Raw genomic sequence first — 12,977 nt, 5'->3', positions numbered from 1 at the left:
TGACTGAATGCTCATTCATCTTATAATGAAAGTATACATAGTTCTGAAAATTAATTAGGTTTTAAATTTTCTCCAAATGGGCTAAAGGATTTGAAAATATGAAAGGGAAGGGGAGTTTCGAGTGAATGAGCTATTATGGATCAACTTGATTGCGTTCCTTATTGTAACCGCTTACGCAGTAAGTTTGTTCGTTTATGTTGTCAAAACAAGGATTGCCTACATCAAGCTTGGCAAAAGAGCGGAATTTGATGCCGCCGCCAAGGAACGCTGGCAGAATATATGGTCCAATGTGTTTGGGCAAAAGAAGCTGCTGAAAGATAAAAAAAGCGGAATTATTCACGTTATGTTTTTCTACGGGTTTATTCTCGTCCAATTTGGGGCGATTGATTTTATCTGGAAGGGAATCAAGCCCGGATCCCATTTTCCGCTTGGCCCTCTGTACAGAGGCTTTACCTTCTTCCAGGAACTTGTGACGCTGATGATCCTTGTCGCTGTCGTATGGGCGTTTTACCGCCGCTATGTTGAAAAGCTTGTCCGCCTGAAACGGAATTTTAAAGCAGGCCTTGTGTTAATTTTCATCGGAGGATTGATGCTTTCCGTTCTGTTTGGAAATGCGATGGGAATGATCTGGCATGGAGCGGAAGGTAGCTGGTCCGAGCCGGTTGCCTCATTGATTGCCGCAGTATTTGGCTGGATGGGCAAAACCGCGGCCATTTCGTCATTTTATATTGCATGGTGGATTCACTTGCTCCTGTTGCTTGCCTTCCTAGTGTATGTGCCGCAGTCGAAGCACGCCCACCTGATCGCCGGGCCGGTCAATACGTATTTCAGCCGCACGGGCCCTGTCGGGAAGCTGAAGAAAATCGACTTTGAAGATGAGTCGCAGGAAAGCTTCGGCGTTGGGAAAATCGAGGACTTCAACCAGCTGCAGATGATCGATTTTTACGCATGCGTCGAGTGTGGGCGTTGCACGAATATGTGCCCGGCAACAGGCACGGGAAAAATGCTTTCTCCGATGGATATCATCTTGAAGCTCCGCGACCACCTTACCAACTACGGAGCGGCGGTTACGCAAAAGCAGCCATGGGTTCCGGCGTTCGCGTTCGCCAATACGAAAGGGAACCAGCTTGCGCTAGCCGCAAAGGGTTCTGCCATGGATGAAGCGGCCGCGGCTTCGGCCTATAATCCGAGCCTCATCGGCGAAGTCATTACCGAGGAAGAGCTTTGGGCGTGCACGACATGCAGGAACTGTGAGGACCAGTGCCCGGTCATGAATGAGCATGTTGATAAAATTATTGACCTCCGCCGGTATCTTGTGTTGACAGAAGGTAAAATGAATCCGGATGCGCAGCGTGCCATGACCAATATCGAGCGCCAGGGCAACCCATGGGGATTGAACCGCAAAGAGCGTGAGGATTGGCGTGAAGCCCGTGAGGATGTCCATGTGCCAACAGTCAAAGAAGTAAAAAAGGCTGGCGAGGAGTTCGAGTACCTGTTCTGGGTCGGGTCTATGGGATCGTATGATAACCGGAGCCAGAAAATCGCCCTTTCATTTGCGAGGCTGCTAAATGAAGCGGGCGTCAAATTTGCCATTCTCGGAAACAAGGAGAAAAATTCCGGCGATACGCCGCGGCGCCTCGGGAACGAATTTTTGTTCCAGGAACTTGCGGTGAAAAATATCGAGGAATTTGAAAAGAACGAAATCAAAAAAATCGTCACAATCGACCCGCACGCCTACAATATTTTCAAAAACGAGTATCCCGATTTCGGGCTTGAGGCTGAAGTTTTCCACCATACGGAACTTCTGTTTGACCTGCTCCGGGAAGGAAGGCTCGTGCCCAGGTATGAAGTGAACGAAACAATCACATTCCATGACTCCTGTTACCTTGGCCGGTACAACGAAGTATACGACGCTCCGCGGGAAATCCTGAAGGCAATCCCTGGCGTCAAGCTAGTCGAAATGGACCGAAACCGTGAGAATGGGATGTGCTGCGGCGCGGGAGGCGGTTTGATGTGGATGGAAGAAGAAACCGGGCACAGGATTAATGTCGCCCGGACAGAGCAGGCGCTCGCAGTCAATCCGTCAGTCATCTCCTCTGGATGCCCTTACTGCTTGACAATGCTATCTGACGGGACGAAGGCGAAGGAAGTGGAAGAAAGCGTCGGGACATACGATGTTGCCGAATTGCTTGAGCGCTCTGTCGTCGGTGAACCAGCCCCTCTCGTATCATAAGATTTTTTAAAAACAGATAGCAGGACTGATTGGCGCATATTCCTTGAAAATTATGAATTTTGTGTCTGAAGTTTCAGTTCCTGCTTTTTTTGCGGTAAAATTATTATCAAGGAATGAAGCGCTTACATTTTTTCGCCGGTTGGCTGAGCGAGCGTTCAGTCGCCCCTGCCTCCCGGTCCAGAAAGGAAACGGGGTTTTGACGAAAGCGGCAAAGGTTGTTTTTGATTGTTTGCTAAAAAAACTGCAAAGGAGTAGATGGAATGGCCAGGACAGTTATTTTAAGCGGAGTACGGACACCATTTGGAAAATTTGGAGGGGCGCTCAGCAGCCTTACCTCATCGGAACTCGGGGGAATTGCAGTGAAGGAGGCCCTTGCGCGTGCGGGGGTCAATCCAGAAGATGTAGGTGAAGTCATCCTCGGTTCTGTCCTTCAGGGTGGGCAGGGGCAGCTTCCGTCAAGGCAGGCTGCCCGCCATGCCGGGATTCCATGGGATGTCCGGACGGAAACAATCAACAAGGTATGCGCTTCCGGGATGAGGAGCGTCACAATCGCTGACCAGATTATCCGCGCCGGAGACGAGGAAGTCATTGTCGCGGGCGGAATGGAGTCGATGAGCAACGCCCCGTATATTTTGCCGAAAGCCCGCTGGGGTTTCAGGATGGGGGATGCCCAAATGCAGGACCTTCTGCTTGTGGACGGCCTTAGCTGTAGCTTTTCCGGCGTCCATATGGGAACATACGGGAATTCAACAGCTTCCGAAATGGGCATTACCCGCGATGAACAGGACCTTTGGGCAATAAGGAGCCATCATCTTGCCAATCAAGCGATTGAAAAAGGCGTCCTGGCGGAAGAGATTGTCCCGGTATCCGTACCGCAACGGAAGGGCGAGCCAGTTGTGGTGGAACACGACGAATCGCCGCGGAAGGACACAACGATTGAAAAATTAGGGTCATTGAAACCGGCTTTTGATAAGGATGGGACAATTACAGCCGGGAACGCGCCCGGCATTAACGACGGTGCCGCCGCGCTTGTCCTGATGAGTGAGGAACGCGCGAACCGGGAGGGCCGGAACATTGGCGCCGCAATCCTTGGACATACGTCAATCGCTGTCGAGGCGAAGGATTTTCCGCAAACGCCGGGCCTTGTTATTAATGCCCTTTTGGAAAAAACAGGACGCGCGCTCGAGGAAGTTGACCTATTTGAAATTAACGAAGCTTTCTCGGCTGTTGCGCTCGCAAGCAATAAAATTGCCGGCCTTGACCCTGAAAAAGTGAATGTCAATGGCGGTGCTGTCGCACTTGGGCATCCAATCGGCGCAAGCGGGGCAAGGATCATCGTGACACTGATGCACGAATTGAAGAGGCGCGGCGGAGGAATCGGGATCGCCGCGATTTGCAGCGGCGGCGGACAGGGCGACGCCATCATGATTGAAGTGCCAAAACAATAGAATAAAAGATTCAGAGGCGGGCGGCGTGCTCCCCGCCTTATTTGGAGGGGAAAACATGGCGATTAAAAACGTAATGGTTATCGGTGCCGGGCAGATGGGTTCCGGGATAGCGCAAGTATGCGCCCAATCCGGATATTCAGTCATCCTGAACGATGTGAACAACACGCAAGTCGAAAAAGGCCTGAATGGCATTAAAAAGAACCTTGACCGCGCGGTAGAAAAAGGAAAGCTCGAAGCGACTTCCAGGGAAGAAACCTTGTCCCGCATTACGGCATCAACGTCTCTAGAAGATGCAGGTGAAGTGGATCTGGTCATTGAGGCTGCTGTTGAGAATATGGGCGTGAAGGCCGATATTTTCCGAAAACTTGACCAAATCGCGCCCGCGCATGCAATTCTCGCCACCAATACATCCTCGCTGCCGATTACGGAAATCGCTGCGGAGACAAAAAGGCCGGAAAAAGTAATTGGCATGCATTTCATGAATCCTGTGCCGGTCATGAAACTGGTTGAAATCATCCGCGGGCTTGCAACGGCGGATGAGATTTACCAGGAAATCGAGGAGATGACAAGGGKGCTTAATAAAGTACCGGTCGAAGTGAACGACTTCCCGGGCTTTGTCTCCAACCGAATTCTCATGCCGATGATCAATGAAGCCATTTATACACTGTATGAAGGCGTGGCCACAAAAGAAGCGATTGACGATGTCATGAAGCTTGGCATGAACCACCCGATGGGGCCATTGACGCTCGCTGATTTCATCGGCCTCGATACATGCCTGTACATTATGGAAACACTTTACGAGGGCTTTGGCGACAGCAAATACCGTCCGTGCCCGCTTTTGAGAAAGTATGTGAAAGCCGGCTGGCTTGGCAAAAAGGCAGGCCGCGGTTTTTATGATTACGAGCAGAAATAGGCAGCTATGCTGGCCCCGGGTGAAATTGTGGCCGGCCGGGGAATGCCGGGTACATGGCTTTGGATTCGGCCCAGGCGGTGCCTGAACGTGGGAGCTTCTAGAGGAAAACAGCTCAGGAGGGGGATAGCTGATGGATATCCGGTTTACAGATGAGCAGGAAATGATGAGAAAAATGGTCCGTGACTTTGCGGAAAAGGAAATCGCTCCTTTTGTCGAGAAAATGGAGAAAGGGGAGTTCCCGAGGGAAGTCCTGAAAAAAATGGGCCAACTTGGCCTGATGGGCATTCCTGTTCCTGAAGAACATGGCGGTGCGGGGATGGATTTTATGTCCTACATAATCGCCATCAACGAAATTTCGAGGGTTAGCGCAGCGGTTGGCGTTATCTTGTCCGTCCATACCTCTGTCGGCACTAACCCAATCCTTTATTTCGGCTCTGAGGAACAGAAACGGAAATATGTTCCGAAAATGGCGGCAGGCGAATGGCTTGGGGCCTTTTGCCTGACAGAGCCGGGCGCAGGGTCGGATGCGGGGAACTTGAAATCAAAAGCAGTCCTTGACGGCGATTCCTACGTCCTGAATGGGGCGAAAGTATTTATTACAAATGGCGGCGAGGCCGATATTTATATTGTTTTTGCCAGGACCGCAGAAGATGCCATCTCCGCGTTCATTGTTGAAAAGGGTACAAAAGGCCTCATTATTGGTAAGGACGAAAAGAAGATGGGCCTCCACGGCTCCCGCACCGTCCAGCTGACATTTGAAGACATGAGGGTTCCGCGCGAAAACCTCCTTGGCGGGGAAGGTGAGGGCTTCAAGATTGCCATGTCCAACCTTGACGCCGGCCGAATCGGCATAGGGGCGCAGGCGCTTGGCATAGCCGAAGCCGCCTTAAACGCGGCAACCGAATATGCGAAGGAACGGCACCAGTTCGGCAAACCAATCGCCGCGCAGCAAGGGATTGCCTTCAAGCTTGCGGATATGGCAACTGCGGTCGAAGCGGCGAGGCTCCTTGTTTACAGGGCGGCATCACTCCGTTCGAATGGGCAGAAATGCGGTATGGAAGCTTCAATGGCTAAGCTCTTCGCCTCCAAAACAGCCGTCGAAACCGCCACAGACGCCATCCAGGTATTTGGCGGCTACGGCTACACCGAGGACTATCCGGTTGAACGGTATTTCCGTGACGCCAAGGTCACTGAAATCTACGAAGGCACAAGCGAAATCCAGCGGCACGTCATCGCCAGGCAGCTCTAATTTTTTGTCGGAGATAAAGGCTTCAGCTGGTTTCAAAAGAGTGGATGAAGTGAAGGGCATCGACTCCGGCCGTGATGGTGTCAGAGGAAGGCTAGTGATTTAGTGCTATAAAAGTTTCGAAAAAGTAGTAGGGGTCAGACCCTCACTAGTGAATTGCTCGAATGACTAGTGAAATTGACGTGATGCTGGCAGATAGCTTCATAGTCCCGAAAAGTAAACGTACGAGGGTGAACACAAATCTTAATGTCAATTTTGCGAACGTGTGAGGATAAACATAAATTTTAAATTCGAAATCTACCAGGGGGAAGCGACAATGAATTTTAAACTCACTGAAGAACACGAAATGATTCGAAAGATGGTCCGGGACTTTGCCCGTAACGAAGTCGCGCCGACCGCTGCCGAGCGTGATGAAGAGGAACGCTTTGACACGGAGATTTTTGATAAAATGGCCGAGCTTGGCCTGACCGGGATTCCATGGCCGGAAGAGTATGGCGGCATCGGAAGCGATTACCTTGCGTATTGCATCGCGGTTGAAGAGCTTTCCCGCGTCTGCGCTTCGACGGGAGTTACCTTGTCCGCCCACACATCGCTCGCCGGCTGGCCGATTTTTAAATTCGGCTCCGAGGAACAAAAGCAGAAGTACCTCCGTCCGATGGCGGAAGGGTCGAAAATTGGCGCGTACGGCCTGACTGAGCCGGGAAGCGGTTCGGATGCGGGTGCCATGAAAACGACCGCCCGCCTTGATGGCGGCCATTATGTACTGAACGGCTCGAAAATTTTTATCACAAACGGCGGCATCGCCGATATTTACGTCGTTTTTGCCTTGACCGACCCTTCAAGCAAGCAGAAAGGTACAACCGCGTTCATCATTGAAAAAGACTTCCCGGGATTCTCGGTTGGAAAGAAAGAAAAAAAACTCGGCATCCGCTCTTCGCCGACAACGGAAATCATTTTTGAAGACTGCCGTGTGCCGGTTGAAAACAGGCTTGGTGAAGAAGGGGACGGCTTTAAGATTGCGATGATGACGCTGGATGGGGGACGAAACGGCATTGCCGCCCAGGCAGTCGGAATTGCCCAAGGCGCGCTTGACGCCGCAGTCGAGTATGCGAAAGAGCGCCACCAGTTCGGCAAGCCGATTGCGGCGAACCAGGGGATTTCCTTCAAGCTGGCCGACATGGCTACCGCTGTGGAAGCTTCAAGGCTATTAACCTACCAGGCTGCATGGCTGGAGTCGGAAGGCCTTCCGTACAGCAAAGCCTCCGCAATGGCGAAGCTGTTTGCAGGCGACACTGCCATGAAAGTCACGACGGAAGCTGTTCAAGTATTCGGCGGATACGGCTATACAAAGGACTATCCGGTCGAGCGGTTTATGCGTGATGCAAAGATCACGCAAATCTACGAGGGCACCCAGGAAATTCAGCGCCTTGTTATTTCAAGGATGCTTACGAAGTAAACAATTTTAATAGGTTTTTTTCCGTGCCCTTTGGCTTGGAGAGGAAGTTAACACTCTTTGCCGAAACGAATAATTGGCGATCAAAAAGGCGGTGGTTTTGTGAAAAAACGGGAAGTCCATGCCTCCGTCAAGGATGAACTTCTTGTCAGGAGAAGGCGCAGCCAGATGGTCAGGGGAGCTGTCGCTCTGTTTAAACAAAAGGGTTTCCACCGCACTACAACGAGGGAGATCGCAAAGGCGTCTGGCTTCAGCATCGGAACCCTCTATGAATATATCCGGACGAAGGAAGATGTCCTTTATCTCGTATGCGACAGCATTTATGACCAGGTTTCCAGCAAACTGATGAAGGACCTGAATGGAAAAGGCGGGACACTGGATAGCCTGAAACAGGGCATCGCGGATTACTTCCGGATAATTGACGAGATGCAGGATGAGGTGCTCGTCATGTACCAGGAGGCGAAGTCGCTGTCCAAGGATGCGCTTCCTTACGTTTTGCGGAAGGAAAATGAGATGGCGGCGATGTTTGGCAAGCTGCTCTCCCGTTGTGCGGAAAATGGGGAATTACTGTTATCGGAAAAAGAAATTGAGCTGATTGCCCATGACATTATAGTCCTTGGCCAAATGTGGGGATTTCGCCGCTGGGCGCTGAAGAAACGCTTCTCGCTTGAGGAGTACATCCATCATCAGACGGAACTTTTGTTATCAGGAATTTCAAAGGGCAAACCAAGCGGGCAACTGGACGGACCCGCAACATTGAGAGGAGGAGAACGATGAGCACGCAAGAAATCTACAAGCCGGTCCACCATGTCCGGTTCGTGACTGCCTCAAGCCTGTTCGATGGGCATGATGCTTCGATTAATATTATGAGAAGAATCCTCCAATCGACAGGGGTTGAGGTGATCCATCTGGGACACAACCGATCCGTGGAAGAAGTTGTAAACGCGGCCATCCAGGAAGATGTTCAGGGCATTGCGATATCTTCCTATCAGGGAGGGCATGTTGAATATTTTAAATACATGTACGACCTGCTGAAGGAAAAGGGCGCGGGGCATATCCGCATCTATGGAGGCGGGGGCGGGGKCATTATCCCTCGTGAAATAAAAGAGCTGCATGAATACGGCATTGCCAGAATTTTTTCACCGGAAGACGGCCGAAAGCATGGCCTACAGGGCATGATTAATACGATTGTAGAGGAATGCGATTTTCCGACTTTGCCGAAGGAACCGGCCGCTGAAATTGAAGCGCTTCAAAAAGGTGATACGAAAGCGATTGCCAAAATGATTACGCTTGCCGAGTACCAGGTTGGCTCCGGGAAAGAAACGGCCGCTGCCGCGGAAATTATTGACAAGGTGAAAGCGGTAGCCGCGCCTGTACCGGTTGTCGGGATTACCGGCACTGGGGGGGCGGGTAAAAGCTCGCTTACCGACGAGTTAATCCGCCGGTTTATCAATGAAATTCCCGAAAAGAAGGTCGCCATCCTTTCAGTTGACCCGACAAAGCAAAAAACAGGCGGGGCGCTGCTCGGGGACCGGATTCGCATGAATTCCATTTTCAATCCGCGCGTCTATATGCGGAGCCTTGCGACAAGGGAGTCAAGAAGCGAACTTTCCTTGGCGATCAAGGATGCGGTGGCGGTTGTAAAGGCTGCCGGCTTTGACCTCGTTGTTGTCGAAACAAGCGGAATTGGCCAGGGCGATGCCGCGATTACCGAAATTTGCGATGTGTCGATGTATGTCATGACGAGCGAGTTCGGCGCGCCAACACAGCTAGAGAAAATTGATATGATTGATTTTGCCGACCTTATCGTGATTAACAAATTTGAGCGTAAGGGCTCGGAGGATGCAAAGCGCCAGGTACAAAAGCAATACCAGCGCAGCCATATGCTTTTTGAAAAAGAACCGGAAAAACTTCCGGTATACGGCACAATCGCCAGCCAGTTCAACGACCCGGGCACGAATGCGGTATTTGCCGCGCTTATTGAAAAAATCAATGAAAAAGCCGGCACGGATTGGAAGACCACTTTTACAAAAAATGTGAAAGTCGAAAAGCAGAATGTCATCATTCCAACCGACCGCCGCTATTATTTAAGGGAAATCTCCGAGACGGTCAGGCAGTATCATAAAAAAGGCGAGGAGCAGGCAAATCTTGCCCGGAAGCTGTTCCAAATCGAAGGTGTCCTTGAAGCGCTCCGTGAAGGCGGAAGTGAAGAGACGATTGCGGAGTTGAATCGCATCAAGGAAGCAACCGAAGCAGCACTGACACCTGAAACGCGAAAAATTCTTGTTGGCTGGGAAAATCTGAAGGCGGATTACAAGGCGGACGAATATGTAGTCAGAATCCGCGACAAGGAAATCAGGACCGCCCTGAAATCAAAGAGCTTGTCAGGGCTTGATATCCCGAAAGTTGCCTTGCCAAAATACAAGGACTACGGCGAAATCCTGCGCTGGGTTTACCGGGAAAATGTGCCTGGTGCCTTCCCTTACACAGCTGGGGTTTTCCCGTTCAAGCGCGAAGGGGAAGACCCGAAACGCCAATTCGCAGGGGAAGGGACGCCGGAGCGGACGAATCGCCGTTTCCATTATTTGTCGAAGGATGATGCAGCGAAGCGGTTGAGCACAGCGTTTGACTCTGTTACCCTGTATGGGGAAGACCCGGATTACCGTCCGGATATTTACGGGAAAGTCGGCGAGAGCGGAGTCAGCATTTGTACGCTCGAAGATATGAAGAAGTTGTATGCCGGCTTTGACCTTTGCCACCCGTCAACGTCCGTTTCAATGACGATTAACGGGCCGGCGCCAATCATCCTTGCAATGTTCATGAACACGGCGATTCACCAGCAAATCGAGAAAAAAGAGGCTGAGCTTGGCCGGATGCTAACACCTGAGGAATTTGCCGAAGTCCGCGCCTATACGCTTAAAAATGTCCGCGGGACGGTGCAGGCGGATATCCTGAAGGAAGACCAGGGCCAGAACACCTGCATTTTCTCAACTGAATTCGCACTGCGGATGATGGGCGATATCCAGCAGTATTTTATTGACCATCAGGTACGAAACTATTATTCAGTATCAATTTCCGGCTATCATATCGCTGAAGCCGGGGCGAATCCAATTTCACAGCTGGCCTTTACGCTCGCCAACGGCTTTACGTATGTCGAGTACTATTTGAGCCGCGGCATGGATATTAACGATTTCGCGCCGAACCTGAGCTTCTTCTTCTCGAACGGGCTTGATCCAGAATATACAGTCATCGGCCGGGTAGCCCGCCGTATTTGGGCGACGGTCATGCGCGATAAATACGGTGCCAACGAACGCAGCCAGAAGCTGAAGTACCATATCCAGACATCGGGCCGTTCCCTGCATGCCCAGGAAATCGACTTCAATGACATCAGGACGACCTTGCAGGCATTGATGGCTCTGCAGGATAACTGCAACTCGCTTCATACGAATGCGTATGATGAAGCGATTACGACCCCTACTGAAGAATCGGTTCGAAGGGCAATGGCGATCCAGATGATTATTACGAAGGAGCACGGCTTGTCGAAAAATGAAAACCCTCTCCAGGGGGCATTCATAATTGATGAATTGACAGACCTTGTCGAAGAGGCGGTCCTTCAGGAGTTCGAGCGGATCAATGACCGCGGCGGCGTTTTGGGTGCCATGGAAACGCAGTACCAGCGTGGCAAAATCCAGGACGAATCAATGTACTATGAGATGAAGAAGCATTCGGGCGAGCTGCCGATCATCGGAGTGAATACGTATCTGAATCCAAATCCTCCGTCCGAGGAAGATTTAAACAATATGGAGCTTGCGAGGGCCTCGAAGGAAGAAAAGGAACTTCAGATTGCGAACCTGAGGGAGTTCCAGGAGCGAAACGGTGAAAAAACGGCCGATGCACTAAAAAGGTTAAAGGCTACAGCCGTTTCCGGAGGGAATATTTTCGCCGAGCTGATGGAAACCGTAAAAGTTGCCAGCCTCGGGCAAATCACCAACGCCCTCTACGAAGTCGGTGGCCAGTACAGGCGCAATATGTAGAAAGAAAAGCGGAAGCGCCCGTTTAGCACCGTATGGACTGGAGGGCCCCGATGGAGATAAAGGAAACACGATGAGCGAATGCGAATCGATGTTGACTTATCGTAGCGAGGGGACCGAAGTACACTAGGCGCTGGGCGCTGGAGCTGGACAAAGAAAAGCGGAAGCGCCCGTTTAGCGCCGTATGGACTGGAGGGCCCCGATGTTGACTTATCGTAGCGAGAGGACCGAAGTCGCCATGCCGCTGGGCTCTTCTCGAAAAAGAAGAACGCTTTTCCTTCGTGCGATGTAATACTGCCGAAGCGTTCCTTGTAGAGCTAGCCGAATTTTAAACATTCATTTTTAGAAAATCCGGGGATGGCCTGCCAGCCATCCCTCGCTGATTTTATTACAAGTGCCTGCTGGACCGGGATGGGAATAATTTTTTCCAAAAAATGTCCCGAAGTGATTAAATTTCTCTGTCTTTCATATATAATATTGGCATACAACCCGAGAATGGCTGGTGATTAAAAGTGAAAATAAAATATGTCGTCTTGCTTCTTATCCTCCTGGCTTGGCCGCTCAATTATTTGTATCAGCGCCAGCTCGGGGCTATTTCCTTCTTGTTGCTGGCCATTCTCTTCCTTTACCTCACCATCAAGGAAGTCTCAAAAGAAAAGGAACGGAAATCCGGGGGGAAAGGGAAAGGAAACGGGACCGGTCCGGCAAATTAAACTCTGGCTTATTTAGAGCTGGCTAAAACGGGAAGAATTTGTTTATAATGAAGAATATGCAATTTGGAAGAATCTCTTCCTGGACCTGGTGGTTCAAATGAGAAAGGAAGTGCCAATGTTGGGTTTAGAACAATACTCAAAAGAGCAGTTAAAAGAATTGTCTTTGATTGAAATGGCCTATGAGTTGCTGAAGAGCAAAAAACAGCAAGTATCCTTCAATGAGCTGCTGGATGAAATCGCAGCCGCTGGGGATATTTCAGCAAATGAAATCAAGGCGAGGATGGCGCAATTTTATACCGATTTGAATATAGATGGGCGTTTTATCAGCCTTGGCGAAAACAAATGGGGCCTTCGTGTCTGGTATCCGGTTGATACGGTCGAAGAAGAGCAGGTAGCCGCTGTCAAGCCGAAGAAGAAAAAGGCGAAGAAAGTCGTTGACGATCTCGAAGAATACGAAGAGCTTGACGATGATCTTGATTATGAGGACCTTGAAGAATTCGAGGAAGACGATGTCCTTGATGACGAAGAAGATGCCTTCGATGATCTTGACGAAGCTGAGGACTTCGAAGAAGAGGAGGAAGATTTCGACATTGCGGCAGATGATGCCCTTGACGAGGACCTCGAAGAAGATTTGGATGAGGACCTAGACGAAGAGCTAGATGAAGATTTGGACGAAGACCTTGAGGAAAGTCTTGAGGCATTGGAGGAAGAAGAGCTCAGCGATGACGAAGATGAGGAAGACCTGTAAAGGCTTGACATTCCGTGTCGCTGCCTGTAGAATCATTTTTGGGCTCCTTAAATAAGGACGGACACAATTTATTATCAAGCGCTCCCTTGCTTTTTTGGCAGGTTGGGCGCTTTTTTATTTTTATTTCGACTTTGGGTTCCATTGCAGTGCACTGTTAAAATTCCCCTTAGTATGAATCAGCCGTTTGCCGCC

At 50.5% G+C, this 12,977-nt stretch carries 9 protein-coding genes; all 9 read left to right on the top strand.

All coding sequences use genetic code 11. The features are described from left to right. Positions 1–121 precede the first annotated feature (121 nt). The 9 genes from ADU24_RS20695 to rpoE all read left to right on the top strand — a co-directional run bounded on the left by ADU24_RS20695 (position 122) and on the right by rpoE (position 12,785). Positions 122–2,233: a heterodisulfide reductase-related iron-sulfur binding cluster gene (locus ADU24_RS20695; RefSeq protein ID WP_053368416.1), complete on the top strand. Its 2,112-nt coding sequence runs from the start codon at positions 122–124 to the stop codon at positions 2,231–2,233. Between the two features lie 260 nt (positions 2,234–2,493). Further along, entirely contained in the window at positions 2,494–3,681 is a 1,188-nt protein-coding gene (locus ADU24_RS20690; RefSeq protein WP_053368415.1) for an acetyl-CoA C-acetyltransferase, read from the top strand. A 55-nt stretch (positions 3,682–3,736) separates the two neighbouring features. Beyond that, complete coding sequence (locus ADU24_RS20685) at positions 3,737–4,594, top strand: 3-hydroxybutyryl-CoA dehydrogenase (RefSeq protein WP_053368414.1); 858 nt, start codon at positions 3,737–3,739, stop codon at positions 4,592–4,594. A 130-nt stretch (positions 4,595–4,724) separates the two neighbouring features. Beyond that, the gene (locus tag ADU24_RS20680) at positions 4,725–5,843 is read left to right on the top strand and encodes an acyl-CoA dehydrogenase (protein ID WP_053368413.1); all 1,119 of its coding nucleotides are present in this window, start codon (positions 4,725–4,727) and stop codon (positions 5,841–5,843) included. Positions 5,844–6,156: 313 nt separating this feature from the next. Beyond that, positions 6,157–7,296, top strand: coding sequence for an acyl-CoA dehydrogenase (locus tag ADU24_RS20675; protein ID WP_053368412.1), 1,140 nt, complete (start codon positions 6,157–6,159; stop codon positions 7,294–7,296). 99 nt (positions 7,297–7,395) lie between these two features. Then, entirely contained in the window at positions 7,396–8,070 is a 675-nt protein-coding gene (locus ADU24_RS20670) for a TetR/AcrR family transcriptional regulator (RefSeq protein WP_053369031.1), read from the top strand. After that, the gene (icmF, locus tag ADU24_RS20665) at positions 8,067–11,327 is read left to right on the top strand and encodes a fused isobutyryl-CoA mutase/GTPase IcmF (RefSeq protein ID WP_053368411.1); all 3,261 of its coding nucleotides are present in this window, start codon (positions 8,067–8,069) and stop codon (positions 11,325–11,327) included. The genes ADU24_RS20670 and icmF overlap by 4 nt, the downstream gene beginning before the upstream one ends. A gap of 509 nt (positions 11,328–11,836) precedes the next feature. After that, positions 11,837–12,037 (top strand): hypothetical protein, encoded by a 201-nt coding sequence (locus ADU24_RS20660; RefSeq protein ID WP_053368410.1) that lies wholly within the window; start codon positions 11,837–11,839, stop codon positions 12,035–12,037. Positions 12,038–12,152: 115 nt separating this feature from the next. Further along, a complete protein-coding gene (gene rpoE / locus ADU24_RS20655) occupies positions 12,153–12,785 on the top strand; it encodes a DNA-directed RNA polymerase subunit delta (RefSeq protein WP_331457060.1) in 633 nt (210 codons plus the stop codon). Positions 12,786–12,977 lie beyond the last annotated feature (192 nt).

The sequence above is a fragment of the Bacillus sp. FJAT-27245 genome (assembly GCF_001273955.1).
In the GTDB taxonomy this organism is placed as follows: Bacteria; Bacillota; Bacilli; order Bacillales; family Cytobacillaceae; genus Bacillus_D.
This window is presented reverse-complemented; position numbering and strand designations above follow the sequence as displayed.